The organism is Actinomycetospora sp. CA-084318, from assembly GCF_050955885.1.
GTDB lineage: Bacteria > Actinomycetota > Actinomycetes > Mycobacteriales > Pseudonocardiaceae > Actinomycetospora.
In genome coordinates, this window is record NZ_CP192098.1 from 5,755,033 (window position 1) to 5,777,571 (window position 22,539).

Consider the following 22,539-nt stretch of genomic DNA (forward strand, 5'->3'; position numbering starts at 1 on the left):
ATGCCCCAGGTGTCCTACTGCAGCGTGTTCGTCGACGACCAGGAGCGCGCGCTGGGGTTCTACCGCGACGCCCTCGGGTTCGAGGTCAGGCACGACGTGCCGATGGGCGAGCACCGGTGGCTCACGCTGACCGGGCCCGGCGACCCCGACGGCGCCCAGCTCCTCCTCGAGCCCGCCGAGCACCCGGCCGTGAAGCCGTTCCGGGAGGCACTCGTGGAGGACGGCATCCCGGCGACGGCGTTCGAGGTCGACGACGTCGCGGCCGAGGTGGAGCGCCTGCAGGGCCGGGGCGTCATGGTCGTCCAACCGCCGACGCCGGCCGGGCCGGTCACGATCGCCGTCGTCGACGACACGTGCGGCAACCTGATCCAGCTGTTCTCCGCCTAGATCGCCTCGATGATGCGGATGTCGCGGATCGCGCCGTCGCCGAGGGCCGCCAACGCCGCCTGGTAGGCCGGGCTCTCGTAGGCGGCGACGGCCTGCTCCACGCTGTCGAACGCGATCAGCGTCGTCCGCTCGGTCGTCCCCTGCTCGAACGCGGCCGCCGGTGTGCCGCGGGCCAGGAAGGTCCCGCCGCCGTCGCGCATCGCCGGCCCGGCGAGCGCGACGTACGCGTCGAGCTTCTCCTGGTCCCGGATCTCGCGGAAGGTGTTGATCCAGTAGGCGCTCACGGGCTCAGCCTGCCCGGCGTGTCCACCCCTTCGTCCCGACGGCGGGTGCGGGCACCCGGGCGAGCGCGAGGTTGCGGTGGGCGTTGATCGTCGTCGCGAGGATGTGGGCGTTGCGGGCCACCACCGGGTTGTGCCGGCCGGACACCCGTTCGACCGCGCCCTCCAGCAGCTCCACCGCGTGCGCGAGCTCGGCCAGGACGTCCCGCGACCACTGCGTGCGGTCCACCCCGGCCGGGCACAGGCCCGCTCCGTGCTCGGTGAGCTCGAGCAGGTAGTCCACGACCTCGTCCATCGATCCGACCTCGTTGCGCATGCCCCCGTCCTACGCCGCGGGCGGTCGCCTGGCCGGACCGTTGACGCGATGGGGACGGGTCGGGCTGGGTCGTTGCCGGGACGTGGACGCCGCTCATGATCCGGACGAGCCGAGCGACGTGTTCGCTGACAGGCTGTTGCCAATTCGCTCTTCTGTTGATCTTCGGTGGTCGGGAAGATCTTGGGGTGGCAAAGGGGTATCGGCCGGTGCGGCGGGATCAGGGGTTCCTGCTGCCGCCGGACATGCGTGAGTGGCTGCCGGCGGATCATCTGGTGTGGTTCCTGCTCGAGGTGATCGCGGCGATGGACACGTCGGTGTTCGCGCGGCGGCCACGGCGCCGCGAGCAGGGTCCGGACACGGGATCGACGGCGGGCCGGGCGGGCTACGACCCGGACCTGCTGCTCGGCCTGTTGATCTACGCGTATGCCAACGGGCTGCAGTCCTCGCGGCGCATCGAGCGGCTCTGTCACACCGATGTCGCGTTCCGGGTGCTCTGCGCCGGTGACATTCCCGACCACACGGTGATCGCCCGGTTCCGCGCCGCGCACCAGGAGAAGTTCGTCGAGGTGTTCGCCCAGGTCCTGCGGTTGTGTGCGCGGGCCGGGCTGGGGCAGGTCGGCACGGTCGCGATCGACGGGTCGAAGTTCACCGGCGACGCCTCACCCGGGGCGAACCACGGCCGCGACTGGTTCGCCCGCCAGGCCGCCGAGCGGGTCGAGGCCGCCGCGGCCACTGACGCCGCCGAAGGACAGCGACTCGACGCCGGAGGTGACCCTGAGGGTGGCGATCGGGGCCCGGCGGGGTGGGCTGAGCAGGGGGCCGGAGACCGGCAGGCACGGATTCAGACGTGTTTGGCCGAGCTGGAGGACGCCGGGCAGAGCGCGCAGGCCGACCTCACGGCGAAGGCCGCGAAGCTCGAGGTGCGGGTCCAGGCCCGCGAGGCCGACGTCGCCCGGCTACGCGCCGAGCAGCAAACCAAGATCGACCGGTGGCACCAGGGCTGGGCTGATCACCGGGCCCGCCCGCTGTTCTACTACGCCCCCCAGGGCGCTTGCCCCCGCCCGGTCGACAAGGCCGTGGTCGTGGTCCGCGCCGAAGCAGCGCTGGCCCGGGCCCGGGCCAAAGCCGAACACCTCGCCCGCCAACTCGCCGCCGCGTCCGCCGAGCCGCAGGCGGGGTCGGGGTCGGGGTCGGGGTCGGGGGCTGGGGTGCTGCGGAATCTGACCGACCCCGACTCGCGGTTGATGAAGACCAGGCGGGGCTGGACCCAGGGCTACAACGTGCAGTTCGTGGTCTCGGACGATCAGCTCGTGCTCGCCGTCCGCGCCACCAACGACCCCTTCGACGGGGCCTGGTTCACCCCGATGACCCAGGCCGCGGTCGCCGCCGCGGTCGAGATCGCCCTGGCCCGCGACCCGCAGGCCTGCCCCGGTGAGCACGGCGGGATCGGCGTCGTGCTCGCCGACGCCGGCTATGCCAGCCACGCCAACCTCACCGCCCCCGGCCCGGACCGGCTGATCGCGCTGGGCAAAGGCCGCGCCGTCGAGCGGGCCGCCCGCGAACACCCCGCCGAAGGCGAGCCGCCGCCCGAGGCGACCGCCCGCGAACGCATGGACCACCGACTAAGGACCCCCGAGGGCCGGGCCACCTACAAACGCCGCGGCGCCACCGTCGAACCCGGCATCGGCAACGTCAAGAAACTCCTCGCCCGCATCACCCGCCGCGGACTGGCCGCCGCCGACGCCGAAGTCACCCTCGCCGCCCTGGCCCACAACCTACGCAAGCTCCACCGCCTCCACGCCGCCCCCACCTGAGACAACAGCGCGGGGGCGCCCGCTTCGCGGGCACCCCGGCGCGGGCCGCGAACCCCCCACCAGCGGTCAACCTCAACGCTGATCGCTACCGGACTGAGCCGACGCAGGACTAATTTGGCAACAGCCTGCTGAGCGAGCAGATCGCTCCGCAGAACGAGATCTTCCCTGACGGCCCTACGCTGCGCGGCATGCCCGCGACCTTCGACGAGTCGTTCGCCGGCCCCGACCTGGACCTCGACGTCTGGACGCCCGCGTACCTCCCGGCGTGGAGCTCCCGGGCGGCGGCCGCGGCGACCTACGCCCTGCACGACGACGGCCTGCACCTCACGATCCCCGACGACCACCCGGTCTGGTGTCCCGACCTGCACCGTCCACCGCTGCGGGTCTCGGCCGTGCAGTCCGGGAACCGGTCCGGCCCGGTCGGCAGCACCGACGGCCAGCAGCCGTTCCGGGAGGGTCTGGTCGTCGCCGAGGAGCAGCCGGAGAGTCGCGGGTTCGTCCCGCTGCGCGGGCGGATCGAGGTCGAGTGCCGCGCGACGCTCGGACCGCGGTCGATGTTCTCCGCCTGGATGATCGGGATGGAGGACCGACCGGAGCGGTGCGGTGAGATCTGCCTGGTCGAGGTGTTCGGGGACGCGGTGGACGGCCCGGCCGCGGCCGTCGGGCAGGGCGTCCACCCGTTCCGCGACCCGGCCCTCGTCGAGGAGTTCTCGGCCGACCCGCACGAGATCGACGTCGCGGCGTTCCACCGGTACGCGGTCGAGTGGCGGGCCGACGGCATCGACTTCCTGCTCGACGACGCCGTGGTCCGGCGGTCCCGGCAGTCACCGGACTACCCGATGCTGCTGATCCTCGCGGTCTTCGACTTCCCCGACCGCGCGGTCCCGGGGGTCCCCGACCCGATGCCGGAGCTCGTCGTCCGACGGGTGAGCGGATCCGACCTCAGCCGGTGAGCGACCGGACGTCGGCCACGTCGTACTCGGCCACCGACGCGGCCAGGATCCGGGCCGCCTGGTCGTCGCCCGTCCCCGCGCCGCGGAACGCCTCGACGTCGGCCTGCGACGCCCACCGCTCGAGGATGTTGATGCGCCCGGGGTCCAGCAGGTCCGCCGACAGCGCGAAGTCCAGGCATCCCCGGGCCGCGCGTGCCTGCTCGACGACCGCCACGCATCCGGCCAGGTAGGCGTCCCGCTGCTCGGGTGCGACCACGAGGTGTCCCGCCACGATGACCATCGGGCCGGTCACGGCACGATCTCGCTGTCGTGCCGCTGGTAGATCGCGGCCAGGCGTGCCGGGTCCGGCGGCCCGGACGCCGGGAGGGCGGCCCCGATCTCGGCCATGAACTCGAGGGCCGTCGCCGGGCTCCACACCGCGAGCACCTGGACCGCCTCGTCCGTCGGGTTCGCGAACGTGTGCCGCACGCCGCGCGGGGCGAGGATCAGCCCGCGCTCCTCGACCGGCTCGGGCTCACCCCGGTCCCGCACCATGGTCAGCGCACCGGTCAGCACGTAGATGGCCTCGTCGAACCCGTGGTGGACGTGCGGCGGCGGCCCGGCGAACCCGGCCGGCACCGTCAACCGGCAGACCGCGAGGCCCTCGCTCTTCCCGAGGACCCGGATGACGTCCCCGGCGTACGGGATGAACCGGGACCCGTCGTGTGCGGTCATCCTCCGAGCCTGGCCGGACTGTCAAGGACCGCCTCCCACGACGGGAGCCGCGCGGGCTCCCGTCGTCGGGGACCGTCAGGCGTTCTCGCGGGCGCGGAGGTCCTTGCGCAGGATCTTGCCGGAGCCCGACTTCGGGATCTGGTCGATGAACTCGACCACCCGCACCTTCTTGTGCGGGGCGATGCGCTCGGCGACGAACGACATCACGTCGTCCTCCGAGATCTCCGCCCCCTGCTGCTTCACGACGAACGCCTTCGGGATCTCCTCACCCTCGGCGTCCTTCACCCCGATCACGGCGGCATCGGCGATGCGGTCGTCGGTGAGCAGCAGCGCCTCGAGCTCGGCCGGCGGCACCTGATAGCCCTTGTACTTGATGAGCTCCTTGACGCGGTCGACGATGTAGAAGACGCCCTCGTCGGTCACGGTCGCGACGTCACCGGTGTGCAGGTAGCCGTCGGCGTCGAGCGTGTCGGCGGTCGCGTCGGCGTTGTTCAGGTACTCGCGCATGACGTTGGGGCCCTTGACCCACAGCTCGCCGCGCTCGCTCTCCTCGCCCGTCTCCGGGTCGACGATCTTGCACTCGATGTTGGGCAGCGCCACCCCGATCGAGGAGAGGTCCATGTCCGGCCGGTCCTCGGGCATCGCGTGGCTGACCGGCGACAGCTCGGTCATGCCGTAGCCCTGGTAGACCTTGCAGTTCAGCCGCTTCGCGACCTTGTGGCCGAGGTCGGCGTCGAGGGCCGCGGCGCCGGAGAAGACGACGTCGACGCAGTCGATGTCGTACTGCTCGACCATCGGGTGCTTGGCCAGCGCGACGGCGATCGGCGGGGCGATGTAGATCCGGTCGACCCGGTGCTCGGAGACGATCCGCAGGAACTCCGCCAGGTCGAACTTCGGCATCGTGACGACGGCGGCCCGCTGGTAGATGCCGTTGTTCATCATCACGGTCATGCCGTAGATGTGGAAGAACGGCAAGACCGCGAGGATCTTCGACTCGGTGGTCGTCCTCTGCATCTGCGCGAACTGCACGAGGTTCGCGACGAGGTTGCGGTGGGTCAGGACGACGCCCTTGGCCCGGCCGGTGGTACCCGAGGAATAGGGCAGCGCGGCCACTTCGTCGCCGGTGAGCTGGACCGACGGGCGCTCGGCGGTCGTCGTGAGCAGGTCGGCCAGCGCGTTCTCCGGCAGCGGGGTCGAGGCCTCGTCGCGAGCCGCGTCGAGCAGCACGACCTCGGTCACCGCGAGGCCCTCCTCGCGCAGCGCGGCGCGCGCCCGGTCGAGGAACGGCGACACCGTCACGAGCATCTTCGCGCCGGAGTCGCGCAGCTGGAACGCGAGCTCGTCCGGGGTGTAGAGCGCGTTCACCGTGGACACCGCGACACCGGCGGCGAGGGCTCCGTGAAAGACCACCGGGTAGTACGGGGTGTTCGGCGCGAACAGCGCGATGACGTCACCGCGACCGAGCCCGCGCTCGCCCAGCGCTGCGGCGAAGCGGTCGACGCCCTGCGCGAGCTCGCCGAACGTCATCGTGCGCCCCGACGGCCCGTCGATCAGCGCGACCCGGTCCGTGTGCTCGCCCAGGTCGGAGAAGAGGAACTCCGGGAGCCCGACGTCAGGGATGTCGATGTCGGGAAAAGGACTACGCACGGTCATACGACAGCTCCTGGTTCTGCGTCAGCTGGGTCACACCAACCTACCCAGCAGTACGGCCGCGGGCACGTGCTGTCACTCAGGAATCGGACACCAGGTGCTGGAAGGCCCTCAAGTTCGCCAACGACTCACCGCGGGACTCCCGCCACGCCCATTCGCGGCGGATCGACGTCGCGAAGCCGAGCTCGATGAGCGTGTTGAAGTCGCCGTCGCCGGCCTCGAGCACCTGCCCGAGGATCCGGTCGAGCTCGTCGTCGGTCACCGCGTGCCGCCCGATCCGGCCGACGAGGTGGATGTCGCCGACGTCGTCGAGGCAGTAGTGCACGCCGTAGAGCCGGGTGTTGCGCTGCAGCAGCCACCGGTAGACGCCCTCGAAGTTCTCGTCCGGGCGCCGGCAGACGAAGGCCTCCATGAGCAGGGCGTGCGGTGTCAGCACGAGCCAGCAGTTGGTCTGCAGCTTCTTGGTGCCGGGCAGCGTGACGAAGAAGCTGTCCTCGTCGCGGCGCTGGTAGGCCAGCTCGCGCTCGTCGAGCGCGGCTGCGATGACGTCGGAGAGGCTCACACCGCCACCTCCCGCGGCGCGCGACGGGCCGCGGCCGCCTCGGCGTAGGTGGCCAGCAGGGCGTCGGTGGTGCGGTCCCAGGAGAACGCCTGCGCGTGCTCGATCGCGCCCGCCGCGAGCCGGCCGCGGGTGACGCGGTCGACCGCGGCGCGCTCCAGGGCCGAGGCCCAGGAGGCGGCGGAGTGGTCGGCGACGAGCAGGCCCGACCGGTCGTCGGACACGGCCACCGGCAGCCCGCCGACGGCCGCGGCGACGACCGGGGTGCCGCAGGCCTGCGCCTCGAGCGCGACGAGGCCGAACGACTCGGAGTGGCTCGGCACGGCGACCACGTCGGCGGCGCGGTAGACCTCGGCGAGGGCGGCGCCCGCCCGGGGACGGAGGAATCTCACGACGTCGGTGATACCCAGTTCCGCGGCGAGATCGACGAGCACACCCGGCTGGGCGAGGCCCGATCCGGAGGGGCCGCCGACGACCAGCACGGTCAGCCGCGACCGCAGCTCCGGACGACGGGCGATCATCTCGGCGGCCGCGCGCAGCAGCACGTCGGGCGCCTTGAGCGGCTGGATGCGCCCGACGAAGGCGAGCACGACGTCGTCGTCACCCATGGGCTTCCCGGCCTCGTGGGCGAGGGCGGAGCGGGCCGCGGCGCGGTCCCGGGACGGGGTGAAGGTCTGAAGGTCCACGCCGGGCGCGACGGTGCGCACACGCTCGGGGTCGGCGTCGTAGGCCGAGATCAGGGCCTCGGCCTCGGCCGGGGTGGACGCGACGAGCCGGTCGGCCTCGGCGACCACCTGCTCCTCCCCGACGACCCGACCCAGCGGCTCCGGGGTGTCCCCCGCCGCCAGCGACGCGTTCTTGACCTTGGCGAGGGTGTGCGCGGTGTGCACGAGCGGCACGCCCCACCGGTCGCGCAGCAGCCAGCCGACCTGGCCGGAGAGCCAGTAGTGCGAGTGCACGACGTCGAACCAGCCCGGCTCCTGGCGGGCCTCGTCGCGCAGGACGCCCGCGGTGAACGCGCAGAGCTGGCTCGGCAGGTCCTCCTTGCCGAGCCCGCCGAACGGGCCGGCGACGACGTGCCGCACGAGGACCCCGGGCGCGAGCTCGGCGACCGGCGGCAGGTCCGACGCCGTCTGGCGGGTGAAGATCTCCACCTCGACGCCGCGGCGCGCCATCTCCTTCGCGGTCTGCACCACGTAGACGTTCATGCCGCCGGCGTCACCGGTCCCCGGCTGCGCCAGCGGCGAGGTGTGCACCGAGATGACGGCGACCCGGCGCGGGGACCGCCGCACGGATGCCAGGTTCCGCGGCCGGGCCCGCGATGGGGCCGTGCCGTCCGTCGCCGCCCTCGCCGCCGGAATCACGGTCCACAGCCTAGGCAACGACCAGATCGCCGTCCGCCCGAAAGCGGCCCTAGGGTGGGTCGCCGTGACCTCTCCCACGGACAGACCGCTCGTCGTCGTGACCGGAGCGAGCTCCGGGATCGGGGCGGCCACCGCCCGCGCCCTCGCGGCCGACGGCTGGCATCCGGTCCTCGGAGCCCGTCGGCAGGACCGCATCGAGGCCCTCGCCGAGGAGACCGGCGGCACCGCGGTGCCCCTCGACGTCACCGACGCGGACTCGGTCGCGGCGTTCGCCGCGCGGGTGGACGAGCTCGGCACCGTCCGCGGGCTCGTCAACAACGCCGGCGGCGCCAAGGGCACCGAGAAGGTGATCGAGGGCGACGAGGAGCACTGGCGCTGGATGTGGGAGTCCAACGTCCTGGGCACGATGCGCGTGACGAAGGCGCTGCTGCCCGCGCTCATCGCCTCCGGCGACGGGCACGTCGTCACGATCACCTCGATCGCCGCCCTCGAGGTCTACGACGGCGGGTCCGGCTACACCGCCGCGAAGCACGCCGAGGGCGCGCTGCACCGCACGCTGCGCGGGGAACTGCTCGGCGAGCCGGTGCGCGTCACCGAGATCGCGCCGGGCGCGGTGGAGACGGAGTTCGCGCTCGTCCGCTTCGACGGCGACCAGGAGCGCGCCGACAAGGTCTACCAGGGCATCACGCCGCTGGTCGCCGAGGACGTCGCGGCGACGGTCGCGTTCGCGATGAGCCGCCCGTCGCACGTCAACATCGACACCATCGTGCTCAAGCCGCGCGACCAGGCGACCGGGATGCGGTTCCACCGCACGTGAGCACTTTCCGTGGCCCCGGCCACGGAAAGTGCTCACAAGGCGCAGCCACCGACGAGCACCGGCTCGGGCACCAGCCGCACCCCGAACGTCGCCTCGACCCGGTCCCGCACGTCACGGGCCAGGTCGAGCAGCTGCGTCGTCGTCCCGTCGCCGCGGTTGGTCAGGGCCAGGGTGTGCCGCGTGGACACCCGCACGGGCGCGTCCGGACCCGGGTAGCCGCGTGTCACGCCCGCGCGCTCGATCAGCGCCGCGGCGGAGAGCTTGACCCGCCCGTCGTCGGTCGGCCACGCGGTGACCGGTCGCTGGTCGAGGGCCGCCACCCGCCGCGCCACCTCGTCCGCGGTCTCCGACCCGACGACGGGGTTGGTGAAGAAGGAGCCCGCGCTCCACGTGTCGTGGTCGGCCGGGTCGAGGACCATCCCCTTGCCGCGGCGCAGCTCCAGCACCGCGGCCCGGGCGTCCGCCACCGGCACGCGCGTGCCGGGCTCGACGTCGAGCGTGCGCGCGAGCTCGGCGTAGCGGACCGGGGCGGAGAGCCCGTCGGTGGTGAGCCGGAAGCGCACCGCCAGCACGATCTCGTCGTCGGCGCCCTTGAGCCGGCTCGTCCGGTACCCGAGGCCCAGCTCGGCGGCGGGGACGGTGTGCACGGCGTCGGCGCGCCGGTCGAACAGCTCGACGTCGACGAGCAGGTCGGCGACCTCCACGCCGTAGGCGCCCACGTTCTGCACCGGCGTCGCGCCGGTCGAGCCCGGGATGCCGGAGAGGCACTCCAGCCCGCCGAGCCCCTCGTCGACGGTCGCCGCCACCAGGGCGTCCCAGTCCTCGCCGGCCTCGACCGTGACGAGGGCCGTGCCGTCGGCGGCGGCCACGGTGTGCCCCCGGGAGCCGATCGCGACCACGGTGCCCGCGAACCCGTCGTCGGGAACGACGAGGTTCGAGCCGCCCCCGACCACAAGCAGTCGCTCCCCCGCGGCGTCCGCCTCGCGGACGGCCGCGACGATCCCGTCCCGGTCGGACGGCCGCACCAGTCGTCGGGCCGGGCCCCCGAGGCGCAGCGTGGTCAGCTCGGCCAGCGAGGCGACGGTGGTGGGCACCGCTCGACGGTAACCTGCCGCCCGTGGCCCGCCCCATCGAGCACGACGCCTCGTTCCCGCACCCGCCCGACGCCGTCGTCGGCGCCCTCACCGACGACGCGTTCCTGAACGCGCGGCTCGCCGAACTGGGCGGGAAGGACGCCGCGCTGGTCAGTCACGACGGCGGGCGGATCGTGCTGCGTCAGGGCGTGCCGGTCGAGTTCCTGCCGTCGGTGGTGCGCCGCTTCACCGGTGACGACCTGGTCCTCGACCGCACCGAGACCTGGCACGGCTCGAGCGCCGACGTGCAGGTCGACGTCCGCGGCCTGCCCGGCTCGATCACCGGGACCCAGGAGGTCGTCGGCGAGGGCGAGGGGTCGCGGTTCACCGTGCGCGCGTCCACGACGGTCCCGGTCCCGATGGTCGGCGGGAAGATCGAGGGCGTCGTCGCCGAGCAGGTCTCCGAGCTCCTGCGCTGGGAGACGGAGTTCCTCACGCGCTGGCTGGACGGCTAGACCCGGTCGGCCGGGATCGCGCCCAGGCGGCCCTTCGAGAAGTCTCCGAACGCGTCCATGACCTCCTCGCGGGTGTTCATGACGAAGGGCCCGCCCCACGCGACCGGCTCGCGGATGGGGCGGCCGCCGAGCAGGACGACCTCGAGCTTCGGGTGGCGCGCGTCCTGCGTCCCGGCCGCCGCGACGCGCAACGACTCCCCGGGGCCGAACAGGACCAACTGCCCCGTCGTGACCGGGCGCTGCTCGGCGCCGGCGAACCCGTCGCCGGCGAGCACGTAGACCAGCGCGTTCTGCTCGCGGTCCCACGGCACGTGCAGGCGCGCGCCGGGCTCCACGGAGGCGTGGGCCATCGTCATGGGCGTGTAGGTCGAGCCCGGGCCCGCGTGCCCGTCGAGCGACCCGGCGATGACGCGGACGAGCGCGCCGGCGTCCGACGAGGTGACGAGCGCGGCCTGCCCCGCCCGCAGGTCCTGGTACCGCGGGTGCACCCACTTCTGGGCGCGCGGCAGGTTCACCCAGAGCTGCAGGCCGTGGAACAGCCCGCCCGAGGTGACCAGCGCCTCCGGCGGCCGCTCGATGTGCAGCACGCCGCCGCCCGCCGTCATCCACTGCGTGTCGCCGTTGGTGATGAGCCCGCCGCCGCCGTGGTTGTCGGCGTGCTCGAAGGTGCCGTCGATGAGGTAGGTGACGGTCTCGAACCCGCGGTGCGGGTGCCAGGACGTGCCCTTGGGCTCGCCGGGCGCGTACTCGACCTCCCCCATCTGATCCATGTGGATGAACGGGTCGAGGTCGGCGAGGTCGACGCCCGCGAACGCCCGCCGGACCGGGAAGCCCTCGCCCTCGAACCCGCGCGGCGCGGTGGTCACGCGGCGCACGGAGCGCTCGGTGGCGCCGGTGCTCGCGGGCACCTCGAGGCGCGGGAGGACGGTCAGGTCGGGGACGGTGAGCGCGGGCACGGCGACCTCCAGGTGCTTGAAGGTTGAACCATACCGCGATCCGCCGTGGCAGCAACGACGCTTTGCTGTCATCTGGCGACAGCAACGACGCTTTGCTGCCACGGAAGTCGGCACCGGCACCGGGCGGTGCTCAGCGCCCCAGGCCCTCCGTCGCCTCGGCCCCGGGCAGCAGCCCGAGCACCGACCCGGGCACCACGAGCTTCGACCCCCGCACACCGCTCCCCACGACGACGGCGGGTGCGGCCAGGACCGCGGGGTCGACCAGGACCGGCCAGTCGGCCGGCAGCCCGAAGGGCGTGATGCCGCCGTACTCCATGCCGGTGAGCTCGACGGCGAGGTCCGTCGCCGCGAACGAGGCCTTCCGGACGTCGATGCGGCGGCGGACCACGCCGTTCACGTCGGCCCGCGTCGTCGCGAGGACCACGCAGGCCGCGAACCGCTGCTCGCCCGACCGCGCACCGGTGACGACGACGCAGTTCGCGGAGAGGTCGAGCGGGGAGGAGTAGGCCTCGCAGAACGCCGCGGTGTCGGCGAGGTCGGGGTCGATCGCCGCGACCCCGCAGGAGCGGGCCACGTCGTCGGGAAGGGCCGTCAGCGCCGCGACGACGGAGGGGGCGAGCAGGTCGGGCCGGTCCGGGGCGGGGACGAGCTCGAGGGTGCCGGCGGCCGGCTCGAGGCCGGTCACCACCGTCCGCCCTGCTGCACCTCCGTGACCTTGGGCCGCACGTCCACGAGGTAGACGAGCACGGCGCAGAGGGCGACCAGCCAGAGGATGGCGAACCCGGACACCGGACCGCCGAAGGAGACGACCAGCAGGAGCGCCCCGACCCCGGTGATCGCGCACCAGGCGGGCTTGGTCAGCTTGTCGACCGCGGTGAAGGCGTCCGCCCGCTGGAGCAGGGCGTGGATGAACGCGTAGAGGCCGACCGGGATCGCGACGACCCAGATCAGCAGCGACAGGTAGTAGTCGAGGTTCAACCACACGGACGGCACGGACAGACCCACGCCGCGAGGATACGTGCTGGTGACGGCGGCTCCGATCCACCCACCGGCGACGGACCGGACAGCGCGCACGACGACGGCCCCGCCCCCGCGGGTGCGGGGACGGGGCCGTCGGAGGGGGGAGCGTCAGGCCTTGCCGGTCGGGGCCTTCGGCGCGGCGGCCTTCGTGGCGGCCGACTTCGGGGCGTTCTTCGGGCCCTGCTTCTTCGGCGCCGTGCGCGCGGCGGCCTTGCGGGTGGTCGAGCGGGTCTCGTGCGCGACCTCCTCGCCGGCCTCCTTCACGGACTCCGCGAGCTCGTCGCTCACCTCGGAGATGGTCTCGGCGGCCTGGCCGGTGACCTTCTGGGTGTAGCGGGCGGCACGCTCGCCGACCGAGCGGGTCTGCTTGGTGACCTCGGCGAGGGCGGCCTCACCGCGGACGCGGAACTCCTCGGTGGCGTCCTCGAGCCGGCTCTCGAGCTCGCTCGAGACCGAGTCGATGTTGTCGAGGGCCTGCTTGACCTGCGGCTGCGCCTTGATCTGCCCGTAGGCGGTCTCGCCGCGCTTGACGAGGTCGCTGTAGACGCTGCGCACCGCGGCGACGTAGCTGTCGGCCAGCCGGCGGAAGTCCTCGGCGGTCAGCTTGCCGCGCAGCTCCTGCAGCTCCGAGGGGAGGTCCTCGACGCGGGCCTGCACCTCGGTGGCGCCGGCCTGGACCTTGGCGAAGGCCTCCTGGGCGCTCGCGACGGCGTAGTCGCCGAGGCCGAGCAGGGCCAGCGCGGGGGCGCGGAACGGGTCGACGACCTCGGTGACGACCTTGTTGGCCTGGTCGCGGGCCTCGCGGACGTCGAACTTGGTGGGGAAGGTGACGGGCATGACGATCACTCCTCTTCGGACGGGATACGGGTGAGGTCGGGGGCGACGGCGAGGGCCGACGTCCCCGTGTAGGCGCCGGAGGCGTCATCGCGCTCGGCGGGCGCAGGAGCCGTGACCCCGGCCGCGCGGTTCTCGCGGCGGAACGACTCGTAGATGTCGTGCAGGACCTGCTTCTGGCGCTCGGTGAGCTCCGGGTCGCAGGCCAGTGAGTCGAGGACCGCGGAGCCGACTCGCTCCTCGAGGATCCCCGCCTTCACGTACAGCGCCTCGGCCGAGATGCGCAGCCCGGTCGCGATCTGGGCCAGGATCTCGGCGGACGGCTTGCGCAGCCCGCGCTCGATCTGGCTCAGGTAGGGATTCGAGATCCCGGCGACCTTGGCGAGCTGACGCAGGGACACCTGCGCCGTCTCACGCTGCTTGCGGATGTACGAGCCGATGTCCTCCACGGCCTGACCGAGTGCCTTGTCGACACCGTCCACACCGGACATCGTGCTCACCTCCTCGCCGTGACTGACATCCACGCTAACACGAGTGCTAGCTGATGCAAGCACTCTGTTTGCGCAGGTGGCGTGGGCTGTGCCACATCATCGGAGATCGATTCGAGGCACCGCCGTGCGCTGCGGAAACGCGCGGACTACCGTCTGCGGCGATGGCGGTGGGGCCCGCCGACAACCGCGTCGATCCGGCGCCAACGGTCCCTGGAGCCCGGTTCCGCGCGCCCAGGGAGAGCCTCGTGTCCGATCGTCCCGAGATCGACGACGACGTGATCGCGGGGCGCCCACCGGTCGAACCTCTGCTGCGTCGGCAGGGCGCGGCCGTCGCCGCGGTCGCCCTCGGCGGGGCGATCGGCGCCCTCGCCCGCTGGGGCCTCGGGCTCGCGTTCCCCACGCCGCACGGCGCCTTCCCGACGACGACCCTCGTCATCAACGTCGTCGGCTGTCTGCTGATGGGCGTCCTCGTCGTGCACGTGGCCGAGGTGCGGACCGCGCACCCGCTCGTGCGCCCGTTCCTCGGGGTGGGCGTCCTCGGCGGGTTCACGACGTTCTCCACCTTCGCCGTCGACGCCCAGCAACTCCTCGCGGCCGGACACCTCGGGACGACCCTGGGCTACCTCGCGGCGACGACGCTCGGGTCGGTCGGGGCGGCCTGGCTGGGGCTCGTGCTCGCCCGCGCGACGACGGGTGGGGTCCGATGACCGCGCTGACCGGCCTCTGGGTGGCGCTCGGGGCGGCGGTCGGGGCGCCCACCCGCTATCTGGTCGACCGCGCGCTGCAGCGCACCCACGGGACCTCGTTCCCGTGGGGCACGTTCACCGTGAACGTGGTCGCCTCGCTCGTGCTCGGCGTCGTCCTCGGGAGCACCGCCCCGTCGGCGGTGGTCGCCGCGGTGGGCACCGGCTTCTGCGGCGGGCTGTCCACCTGGTCGACGCTGGGCTACGAGACGGTGCGCCTCGCCGAGGCCGGCGAGCGCACGCACTCGGTGATGAACGTGCTGATGTCGACGTTCGCCGGCCTCGGCGCCGCCTCGCTCGGCCTGCTGGGTGGCTTCGCCCTGTGAGTACTAATCCGTGCTCGAGCACGGATTAGTACTCACAGGCGCGCAGCGCACCTACCCGACCAGCACCTCGCCGATCGTGTAGATGATCAGGCCGGCGAGGGCGCCGACCACCGTGCCGTTGATGCGGATGAACTGGAGGTCGCGACCGACCTGCAGCTCGATCTTGCGCGAGGTCTCCGGCCCGTCCCAGCGCTTCACCGTGTCCGAGATCAGCGCGGTGATCTCCGGGGCGTAGCGGGTGACCACGTAGGCCGCGGCGTCGACGATCCAGTTGTCGACCTTCTCGCGCAGGCCCTCGTCGAGCACCATGCGCTGCCCGAAGCGCGTGACGCCGTCGGTCACCCGCAGGCGCAGCTCGCTCGACGGGTCCTCGGCCGCGTCGAGGATCATCGCCTTGCCGGTCGCCCACGCGCGGCTGATGAGGCCCTGGACGTCGGGGTGGGCGAGCAGCTGCGCCTTGATGGACTCGACCCGGGCGATCGTCTCCGGCTCGTGCTGCAGGTCGCCCGCGAAGCTGGTGAGGAAGCGGTCGATGGCCTTGCGCAGCGGGTGGTCCTGGTCGGACTTGACCGCCCAGGCGAAGGAGAGCGCCTCGGCGTAGAGCCGGTCACCGATGAGGCCGTCGACGAAGCGGGGCGACCAGCTCGGCGCCTGCTTGCTGACGAGCGTCATGACCGTCTCGTGGTTCTGGCGCACCCAGTCGTAGGCGCGGTCGCAGATCAGGTCGACGACCCGGCGGTGCGACCCGTCGTCGAGGATGCCCTCGAGGAGCTTGCCCATCGGCGGGCCCCACTGCTGGGCCACCACGCGCCGGGTGACGGTCTGCTCGATGACCGCCTGGACCTCGTCGTCACGCAGCACGGCGACCGCACCGCGGACCACGGTGGCGGCCTCGGCGGTGACCCGCTCGGCGTTCTGCTGCCGCGAGAGCCAGGCCCCGACGCGGTTGGCGATGCGCGCCGAGCGCAGCTTGTCGCTGACCACCGGCACCGAGAGGAAGTTCTCGCCGACGAAGTCGGACAGGCTCTCGCCGAGCTGGTCCTTCTTGCGCGGGATGATCGCGGTGTGCGGGATCTTCAGGCCGAGCGGGTGCCGGAAGAGCGCCGTCACGGCGAACCAGTCGGCGAACGCGCCCACCATGCCGGCCTCGGCGGCCGCACGGACGAAGCCGGTGAAGGCCGGGCCGCCGTTCCGCTCCCAGGTGAGGAACACGATCCACACGATCGCGGCACCGACGAGGAAGCCGGTGGCGACGATCTTCATGCGCACCAGGCGACGACGCTTGCCCTCCTCGTCGGCGAGACCGGTCAGGCCGGGCGTGCCTGGTCGGGGGCCGTCACCCGGCACCGGGATCTCGTCCGTCGTGTCCGACGCTCGCGCCACACTGCTCACACCCGTCGATTGTGCCCCGACCCGACGGAGTGAACCGTCGGGGCTCGTCGTGCGAAGCGACCGGACGGGGACCGAATCACCCGCATCGTCGGTGGAGTCCGGGACGTTGAGTCCTACAGCGTCGCGGGCGCCCCACGTGCTGGTGCGCCCGGTCACCGCCCTCGAACGCCCCGTGCGACCGACCGCGCCCGGCCGCACGGGGTTCCGCGCCCCTCGGCCGCCGTGCTGCCCCACGGTGGTCGGGGGGCGCCCCTCCGGCCGGTCCGCGGACACCCTCTGCACGAGCGAGCGGCACTCTCGCGCGCTCTATGCGCGCGAGAGTGCCGCTCGTTCGAGTCAGGGACGGGTCAGCTCGTCTCGATCGTCGGGGAGTAGCGGCGCATCCACGCGTCGAGCTGGAGCACGTTCTCCATCTGCGCCCGGTCGACCTCGAGGCTCGTCGTGGCGTTCGCGGCCGGCGCGTCGATCGCGTCGCGCACCTTGTCGACGTCGATCAGCGAGCGGACCGGGGCGGCCGTGTCGGCGATCAGGTCGGCGAGGTCACCCCGCACGGCCTTCTCGTAGGCCGGGTCCTGCGTCGAGGGGTACGGGCTCTTCACCCGCTCGACGATCGAGGCCGGCAGCACGTCCTTCGCCGCCGCCCGGAGCAGCGACTTCTCACGGCCGTCGAAGGTCTTCAGCGACCAGGGCGTGTTGAAGACGTACTGGACGAGCCGGTGGTCGCAGAAGGGCACGCGCACCTCGAGGCCGCTCGCCATCGACATCCGGTCCTTGCGGTCGAGCAGGATCTGCACGAACCGCGTCAGGTGCAGGTAGCAGACCTCCCGCATCCGCCGCTCGGTCGCGCTGACGCCGTCGACGTGCGGGACCTCGGCCAGCGCGTCGCGGTAGGACTGGTCGATGTACCCCGGCAGGTCGAGCTCGGCGAGCAGGCCCTCGTCGAAGAAGGACCGGGAGTGGTCCATCGGGCCGATCCGGCCGGCCATCCAGGGGAAGGTGTCGGCGTTGACGGCCTCCGCGTCGTGGAACCAGCGGTAGCCGCCGAAGACCTCGTCGGCCGACTCCCCGGAGAGCGCGACCGTCGACCGACCGCGGATCGCCTTGAACAGCAGGTACAGGGACGTGTCCATGTCGCCGAGCGACAGCGGCAGGTCGCGGGCCCGGAGCACGGCGGCGCGGGCGTCGGGGTTCATCAGGTCGTCGTTGGAGAGCGTGATGGCCTCGTGGTCGGCCTTCACGAACTCCGCGAGCTCGCGGACGTACGGGCCGTCCGGGGTGTCGCGCATCGGGTCGGCGGCGAAGGAGTCCTCGTAGCCGACGAAGTCCACCGAGAACGAGCGGACCGGGCCCCCGCCCTGCGCCTTGAGCTGCTGCGCGGCGAGCGCGGTGATCGCCGAGGAGTCCAGGCCGCCGGAGAGCAGCGAGCACAGCGGCACGTCGGAGATCAGCTGCCGGTGCACGATGTCGTCGAGGAGCTCGCGGACGTGCGCGACCGAGGTCTCCTGGTCGTCGGTGTGCTCGAGGGCCTCGAGCTGCCAGTAGCGGCGGATGGAGAGGCCCTCGCGGCGGATGCGGACCAGCGAGCCCGGGCGCACCTCGTGCATGCCGCGGTAGCCGCCGTGGCCCGGCGTCTTGACGTGCGAGAGGACCTCACGCAGCCCGTCGAGGTCCATCACGGCCTCGGCGCGCGGGTGGGCGAGGATCGCCTTCGGCTCCGAGCCGAACAGCACCCCGTCGGGGGTCGGGTAGTAGTAGAGCGGCTTGATGCCCATGCGGTCGCGGACGAGGTAGAGCGCGTCCTCGCGGACGTCCCAGAGCGCGAAGGCGAACATGCCGTTGAGCCGCTCGACGACGTCCTCGCCCCACTCGAGCCAGCCGTGCAGGACGACCTCGGTGTCGGAGTCGGTGCGGAAGCGGTGACCGCGCTGCTCGAGCTCGGCGCGCAGCTCGGTGAAGTTGTAGGTCTCGCCGGAGTAGACGATCGCGAGCCGGGTCTCGCCGCTCGCGGGGTCCTCCACGGTCATCGGCTGCCGCCCGCCCGGCACGTCGATGATGGCCAGCCGGCGGTGCCCGAGGGCGGCGTGGCGGGTCGTCCAGAGACCCTCGTCGTCCGGTCCGCGGCAGGCCATGGTGTCCGTCATCGCCTGGGCGTCGGCCGCGGCCGCGCGGTCCTCGGCGAAGTCCCGGGTGAAGTCCACACATCCTGCGATGCCACACATGGGGTCTGCCTCCTGTCGTCGTCGACAGGTCAGGCATACCCCTCTTGTTTAGGGCATGTAACAAGATGTGACGCGCTGGTGAACCGGACGATCAGCCCAGAGGCAGACGAATCTCGAACGTCGTGCCGGCGGGCGAGGTGTGCACCCGGATGTCCCCGTGGTGCTTGGACACGACGATCCGCCACGAGATGTCGAGACCGAGGCCGGTGCCCTCGCCGACGTCCTTCGTCGTGAAGAACGGCTCGAAGATGCGCGGCCGCACCTCCGCGGGGATGCCGGGCCCGGTGTCGGCGATCTCGACGACGGCGGTGTCGGACTCGCGCCGGGTGCGGATCGTCAACGTGCCTGCCCCGTCCATCGCCGAGCAGGCGTTGTCGATGATGTTCGTCCAGACCTGGTTCAGCTCGGCCGGGAAGCACGGCACCTGCGGCAGGTCGGGGTCGAACTCCTTGACCAGCGTGATGCCCTCGAGCTTGCGGGAGAGCATCGTGACCGTGGACTTGAGCAGGACCCGCAGGTCGGAGGCCTGGTAGGGCGCCCGGTCGAGCTGCGAGTACTGCCGTGCGGCGTTGACCAGGGTGCCGATGCGGGCGGTCGCGTCGGTGATCTCGCCCATCAGGGTCTCGGTCTCGACCGCGTAGGCGATCCAGCGCACGGCGGCACCGAGCGTGCCCTCGGGCACGGTGCGCTCGACCTTGCCGAGCCACTCGGCGTCGAGTCCGCCGGCCACGAGCACGGCCGCGAGGTCCCACGCCCCGCCGACCTCGCGCTCGTCGAGCCAGTCACCGAGCTCGTCCTCGGCGTCGGAGGTCTGCATGGCGGTGAGCTCGGGGGCGGTCGCCACGCCGAGCACGGCCTCCTCCTGCAGCTCCACGAGCTGGGCGACGACCGCGCCGTCGAGCTTCCCCGAGGCCAGCATCGCGAGCTTGTGGCGCATGCCCGCCACCCGGTCGCGCAGCGACTCCGTCGCCCGGATCGCGGCCGCGGCGGGGTTGTTCAGCTCGTGCGTCAGGCCCGCGGACAGGGAGCCCAGGGCGAGCAGGCGCTCCCGCTCACCGATCGCGGTGCTCGACCGCTGCATCCCGACGGCGAGGCCCTCCACCAGGTGCATCGCCAGCGGGAACCACTCGCGCAGCTTCGCGCCCCAGTCGCGGGCCGGGATCGCGAGGAACCGCGAGTCCGCGCACGCCCGCAGCGTGTGCTTGTAGCGGAGGTCCTCGCCCTCGACGTAGGCCTCGGTGGCCCCGCCGTAGGTGCCGGGCCGGGCGCTGCGGCTGACCTCGACGTCGTCGCCGCGCACGGTGCGGATCACGGCGATCTCGCCGTCGCAGAGCACCCAGAAGCAGCGGGCCGGATCGCCCTCGCGGCAGACGTCCTCGCCGGCGGACGCGTCGACGACGTCGGCGTGCTCCGCGATCCAGGCGAGCTGCGCCTCGTCGAGGGACTCGAAGAGGAAGAGCCGCTGCAGCGAGGCGGGCTCGAGTTCGGTTCTCATCGGTTCTCCAACCAGCGGTGCACCAGGCTCACCGCCATCGCGCCCTCGCCGACGGCGGAGGCCACGCGCTTGACCGACCCGCCCCGGACGTCGCCGACGGCGAACACCCCGGGCAGGGAGGTCTCCAGGTGCAACGGTTCCCGGTCGCCGTTCCTTCCCGGGGACGTCGCGGTCAGGTCGGGTCCGGTGAGCACGAACCCGCGGTCGTCGCGCTCGACGGTGCCGTCGAGCCAGTCGGTGCGGGGCTGGGCGCCGATGAAGACGAACAGCCACTGCGCGTCGACGCGCTCCTCCTCACCGGTGGCCCGGTTCCGGAGGGTCAGCTTCTCGAGGTGGCCCTCGCCCTCGGCGGCCACGACCTCGGTGCACGTCCGCACCTCGATGTGGTCGACGCCCTCGATCTGCTCGATCAGGTAGTGCGACATCGACGCCGCCAGGGACTCGCCGCGCACGAGCATCACCACGCGGCTCGCGTACCGGGCGAAGTTCATCGCGGCCTGGCCGGCGGAGTTCGCGCCCCCGACGACGTAGACCACGTCGTCGGTGCACGACGGGGCCTCCGTGGTGGCGGCGCCGTAGAACACGCCCTCCCCGGCGAACGCGGTCAGGCCGGGGACGTCGTCGAGCGTGCGGTACGAGACGCCGGTCGCGAGCACCACCGCGTGCGCGGCGATCTCGGACCCGTCGTCGAAGGTGAGGACCCGCACGCCGCCGCGGACCCCGAGGCCGGTGACCGTCCTCGTCGTCAGGACCTCGACCCCGAACTTGACCGCCTGCCGGCGGGCGCGGTCGGTGAGCTGGGAGCCGGAGACGCCGTCCGGGAAGCCGAGGTAGTTCTCGATGCGGCTCGACGTGCCGGCCTGGCCGCCGGTGGCGAGCGACTCCACGAGGACCGTCCGCAGCCCCTCGGACCCGCCGTAGACCGCGGCGCCGAGCCCGCCGGGGCCGCCGCCGACGACCGCGAGGTCGTAGAGCTCGGCCGTGGCGTGGGTGGACAGCCCGACCTGCTCGGCGACCTCGGCGTCGGTCGGCTCCACCAGTGCCCGTCCCTCCCCGGTGACGACGACCGGCAACGACCCGCCGTCGAGTCCGGCGGCCTCGAGCAGCCGCGCGCCCTCGGGGTCGTCGGCGAGGTGGAACCGGAAGGGAACCTGGTTGCGCGCCAGCAGGTCCCGCAGCTCGTAGGAACGCGCCGACCAGCGGTGGCCGACGATCCGGGTGTCGGTGCTGGGCCGGTCGGGCGCCCGCCGCCACGCCTCGAGCAACTGGTCGACGACGGGGTAGAGCTTCTCCTCGGGCGGGTCCCACGGCTTGAGCAGGTAGTGGTCGAGGTCGACGACGTTGATCGCGGTGATCGCGGCGTCGGTGTCGGCGTAGGCGGTGAGCAGCACCCGGCGGGCGCGCGGGAAGAGGTCCATCGCGCGTTCCAGGAACTCGACGCCGCTCATCCGGGGCATCCGCTGGTCGGCGAGGATCACCGCGACCTGTTCGCCGCGCAGGGCGATCTCGCGCAGCGCCTCGAGCGCGGTCTCGCCGGAGTCGGCGCGCACGATGCGGTGGTGCTCGCCGTACTCGCGGCGCAGGTCGCGGGCCACGGCACGGGACACGCCGGGGTCGTCGTCCACGGTGAGGATCACGGGGCGGGGCACGGGTTCCAGCCTAGGCGCGCGAACCGGTCATCCGGACCCCGACGAGGCACGGGGCGGCATCGGCCGTCAGTCCCACGTCCAGCTGCTGTCGGTGAGGTCGACCCCGGCACCACCGGAGCCCGCGGCGGGGTCGGGGACCACGGTGTCGCGGACGTCGGCCAGGACGGCGAGCACGAAGGCGGCGCCGACGGGTGAGAGCTCGTCGGGGAGCCGGGCGGCCACCCGGCGCTTCCCGACGTCGGCCCGCCAGGCCCTCCCGAGGTCGTCGAGCAGGGTGCGCCGGGGCGGGTGGCGCCGGACGTGGGTGCGCATCCGCAGCAGGCGCCCGTCGACGTCGATCTCCCAGTCCCGCCACGGGCCGCGCTTGCGGGGCGACGCCGTGGCCACCACCTCCCGGCCGTCGACCAGCTCGAACGTGTTGCCGCGCCGGTCGAGCCAGCGCTCCTCGGTCCCGACGACGACGGTGCGCCCCTCCCGGCGCTCCTTGCGGGTGCGGCCGGGCCGCTTCCCGAGGCGCGACACGGACCCGTCGAGCCGGCCGTCGAAGGAGAACGGGGCGTCGGCGTACTCGCTGGTGTGCAGGACCGACCCGATACCGACGCCGTAGGCCCGCACGTCGTCGTCCACGCGGGAGTCGACGGCCGCACCGATCGCGGCGCCGATCGCGGCCAGCAGGAGAGGCAGCAGGATCACGAGGAGCACGAACAGGGTGATGCCGGTGTCGGTGATGCCGTGCCGGACCCAGGCGGTGATCACGGCACCGAGCACGCCGAGGGAGGTGACGAGCAGCAGCGCCCAGATCCAGAAGAAGCGGCTAGAGATCCGCTGCGGGCGCCACCGGGAGGCCGGGCCACCACCGGGCACGGAGGGTGACGACTCCAGTCCCAGGTCGTCGTGCACGCTGCTCATGTGACGCAGCGTGCCCGATTTCAGTCACTCTCGGCAAGTAGATTCGACTGTTCGTGGACCAG

The 22,539-nt window shown here is 72.7% G+C and carries 25 protein-coding genes; 7 read left to right on the forward strand and 18 right to left on the reverse strand.

The genetic code is table 11. The features are described 5' to 3' along the window. Nucleotides 1–387, forward strand: coding sequence for a VOC family protein (locus ACQPYX_RS28115; RefSeq protein ID WP_433800556.1), 387 nt, complete (start codon nt 1–3; stop codon nt 385–387). Here the strand turns inward: ACQPYX_RS28115 and ACQPYX_RS28120 are convergent. Beyond that, the gene (locus ACQPYX_RS28120; protein ID WP_433800557.1) at nt 384–671 is read right to left on the reverse strand and encodes a DUF1330 domain-containing protein; all 288 of its coding nucleotides are present in this window, start codon (nt 669–671) and stop codon (nt 384–386) included. The genes ACQPYX_RS28115 and ACQPYX_RS28120 overlap by 4 nt on opposite strands. Before the next feature lie 4 nt (nt 672–675). After that, nucleotides 676–984, reverse strand: a complete 309-nt coding sequence (locus tag ACQPYX_RS28125; protein ID WP_433800558.1) for a hypothetical protein — start codon at nt 982–984, stop codon at nt 676–678. A gap of 206 nt (nt 985–1,190) precedes the next feature. On the opposite strand from ACQPYX_RS28125, the gene ACQPYX_RS28130 reads away from it, so the two are divergent. Both ACQPYX_RS28130 and ACQPYX_RS28135 read left to right on the forward strand, forming a co-directional pair. Beyond that, nucleotides 1,191–2,798: a transposase gene (locus tag ACQPYX_RS28130; protein ID WP_433800559.1), complete on the forward strand. Its 1,608-nt coding sequence runs from the start codon at nt 1,191–1,193 to the stop codon at nt 2,796–2,798. A 188-nt stretch (nt 2,799–2,986) separates the two neighbouring features. After that, complete coding sequence (locus tag ACQPYX_RS28135) at nt 2,987–3,751, forward strand: glycoside hydrolase family 16 protein (protein WP_433800560.1); 765 nt, start codon at nt 2,987–2,989, stop codon at nt 3,749–3,751. On the opposite strand, the gene ACQPYX_RS28140 is transcribed toward ACQPYX_RS28135, so the two are convergent. From ACQPYX_RS28140 to mshA, 5 genes are all read right to left on the reverse strand, one after another. Then, nucleotides 3,741–4,043: a putative quinol monooxygenase gene (locus ACQPYX_RS28140; RefSeq protein WP_433800561.1), complete on the reverse strand. Its 303-nt coding sequence runs from the start codon at nt 4,041–4,043 to the stop codon at nt 3,741–3,743. The genes ACQPYX_RS28135 and ACQPYX_RS28140 overlap by 11 nt on opposite strands. Beyond that, entirely contained in the window at nt 4,040–4,465 is a 426-nt protein-coding gene (locus ACQPYX_RS28145) for a cupin domain-containing protein (protein ID WP_433800562.1), read from the reverse strand. Before ACQPYX_RS28145 ends, ACQPYX_RS28140 begins: the two co-directional genes overlap by 4 nt. 75 nt (nt 4,466–4,540) lie before the next feature. Continuing rightward, on the reverse strand, nt 4,541–6,118 hold the full coding sequence (locus ACQPYX_RS28150; protein ID WP_433800563.1) for an AMP-binding protein: 1,578 nt from the start codon (nt 6,116–6,118) through the stop codon (nt 4,541–4,543). Nucleotides 6,119–6,194: 76 nt separating this feature from the next. Next, nucleotides 6,195–6,677, reverse strand: coding sequence for a YbjN domain-containing protein (locus ACQPYX_RS28155; RefSeq protein WP_433800564.1), 483 nt, complete (start codon nt 6,675–6,677; stop codon nt 6,195–6,197). Then, nucleotides 6,674–7,975 (reverse strand): D-inositol-3-phosphate glycosyltransferase, encoded by a 1,302-nt coding sequence (gene mshA / locus ACQPYX_RS28160; RefSeq protein WP_433803824.1) that lies wholly within the window; start codon nt 7,973–7,975, stop codon nt 6,674–6,676. The genes ACQPYX_RS28155 and mshA overlap by 4 nt, the downstream gene beginning before the upstream one ends. Before the next feature lie 127 nt (nt 7,976–8,102). On the opposite strand from mshA, the gene ACQPYX_RS28165 reads away from it, so the two are divergent. Beyond that, nucleotides 8,103–8,855 (forward strand): SDR family NAD(P)-dependent oxidoreductase, encoded by a 753-nt coding sequence (locus ACQPYX_RS28165; protein WP_433800565.1) that lies wholly within the window; start codon nt 8,103–8,105, stop codon nt 8,853–8,855. Nucleotides 8,856–8,887: 32 nt separating this feature from the next. Here ACQPYX_RS28165 and ACQPYX_RS28170 read toward each other — a convergent pair whose 3' ends face one another. After that, complete coding sequence (locus ACQPYX_RS28170; RefSeq protein ID WP_433800566.1) at nt 8,888–9,949, reverse strand: UDP-N-acetylmuramate dehydrogenase; 1,062 nt, start codon at nt 9,947–9,949, stop codon at nt 8,888–8,890. Nucleotides 9,950–9,972: 23 nt separating this feature from the next. Between ACQPYX_RS28170 and ACQPYX_RS28175 the strand changes: the two genes are divergently transcribed. After that, nucleotides 9,973–10,443 (forward strand): DUF2505 domain-containing protein, encoded by a 471-nt coding sequence (locus tag ACQPYX_RS28175; protein WP_433800567.1) that lies wholly within the window; start codon nt 9,973–9,975, stop codon nt 10,441–10,443. Here the strand turns inward: ACQPYX_RS28175 and ACQPYX_RS28180 are convergent. From ACQPYX_RS28180 to ACQPYX_RS28200, 5 genes are all read right to left on the reverse strand, one after another. After that, complete coding sequence (locus ACQPYX_RS28180) at nt 10,440–11,399, reverse strand: pirin family protein (RefSeq protein ID WP_433800568.1); 960 nt, start codon at nt 11,397–11,399, stop codon at nt 10,440–10,442. The two genes, ACQPYX_RS28175 and ACQPYX_RS28180, sit on opposite strands and share 4 nt — an antisense overlap. 130 nt (nt 11,400–11,529) lie before the next feature. Then, on the reverse strand, nt 11,530–12,084 hold the full coding sequence (locus tag ACQPYX_RS28185) for a YbaK/EbsC family protein (protein ID WP_433800569.1): 555 nt from the start codon (nt 12,082–12,084) through the stop codon (nt 11,530–11,532). Next, nucleotides 12,081–12,404, reverse strand: coding sequence for a DUF2516 family protein (locus ACQPYX_RS28190; RefSeq protein ID WP_433800570.1), 324 nt, complete (start codon nt 12,402–12,404; stop codon nt 12,081–12,083). Before ACQPYX_RS28190 ends, ACQPYX_RS28185 begins: the two co-directional genes overlap by 4 nt. A gap of 123 nt (nt 12,405–12,527) precedes the next feature. Further along, nucleotides 12,528–13,256 (reverse strand): hypothetical protein, encoded by a 729-nt coding sequence (locus ACQPYX_RS28195; protein WP_433800571.1) that lies wholly within the window; start codon nt 13,254–13,256, stop codon nt 12,528–12,530. Nucleotides 13,257–13,261: 5 nt separating this feature from the next. After that, nucleotides 13,262–13,744: a helix-turn-helix domain-containing protein gene (locus tag ACQPYX_RS28200; RefSeq protein ID WP_433800572.1), complete on the reverse strand. Its 483-nt coding sequence runs from the start codon at nt 13,742–13,744 to the stop codon at nt 13,262–13,264. 245 nt (nt 13,745–13,989) lie between these two features. Between ACQPYX_RS28200 and crcB the strand changes: the two genes are divergently transcribed. Continuing rightward, the gene (gene crcB / locus ACQPYX_RS28205; protein ID WP_433800573.1) at nt 13,990–14,451 is read left to right on the forward strand and encodes a fluoride efflux transporter CrcB; all 462 of its coding nucleotides are present in this window, start codon (nt 13,990–13,992) and stop codon (nt 14,449–14,451) included. Next, the gene (locus ACQPYX_RS28210) at nt 14,448–14,813 is read left to right on the forward strand and encodes a fluoride efflux transporter FluC (RefSeq protein WP_433800574.1); all 366 of its coding nucleotides are present in this window, start codon (nt 14,448–14,450) and stop codon (nt 14,811–14,813) included. Before crcB ends, ACQPYX_RS28210 begins: the two co-directional genes overlap by 4 nt. A 51-nt stretch (nt 14,814–14,864) precedes the next feature. Here ACQPYX_RS28210 and ACQPYX_RS28215 read toward each other — a convergent pair whose 3' ends face one another. The 5 genes from ACQPYX_RS28215 to ACQPYX_RS28235 form a co-directional block, all read right to left on the reverse strand. Next, on the reverse strand, nt 14,865–16,166 hold the full coding sequence (locus ACQPYX_RS28215; RefSeq protein WP_433803825.1) for a DUF445 domain-containing protein: 1,302 nt from the start codon (nt 16,164–16,166) through the stop codon (nt 14,865–14,867). Nucleotides 16,167–16,552: 386 nt separating this feature from the next. Next, the gene (gene asnB / locus ACQPYX_RS28220) at nt 16,553–18,424 is read right to left on the reverse strand and encodes an asparagine synthase (glutamine-hydrolyzing) (RefSeq protein ID WP_433800575.1); all 1,872 of its coding nucleotides are present in this window, start codon (nt 18,422–18,424) and stop codon (nt 16,553–16,555) included. 91 nt (nt 18,425–18,515) lie between these two features. Beyond that, nucleotides 18,516–19,919, reverse strand: coding sequence for an ATP-binding protein (locus ACQPYX_RS28225; protein WP_433800576.1), 1,404 nt, complete (start codon nt 19,917–19,919; stop codon nt 18,516–18,518). Continuing rightward, nucleotides 19,916–21,568: an FAD-dependent oxidoreductase gene (locus ACQPYX_RS28230; protein ID WP_433800577.1), complete on the reverse strand. Its 1,653-nt coding sequence runs from the start codon at nt 21,566–21,568 to the stop codon at nt 19,916–19,918. Before ACQPYX_RS28230 ends, ACQPYX_RS28225 begins: the two co-directional genes overlap by 4 nt. A 66-nt stretch (nt 21,569–21,634) precedes the next feature. After that, a complete protein-coding gene (locus tag ACQPYX_RS28235; protein ID WP_433800578.1) occupies nt 21,635–22,477 on the reverse strand; it encodes a hypothetical protein in 843 nt (280 codons plus the stop codon). Nucleotides 22,478–22,539: the final 62 nt, after the last annotated feature.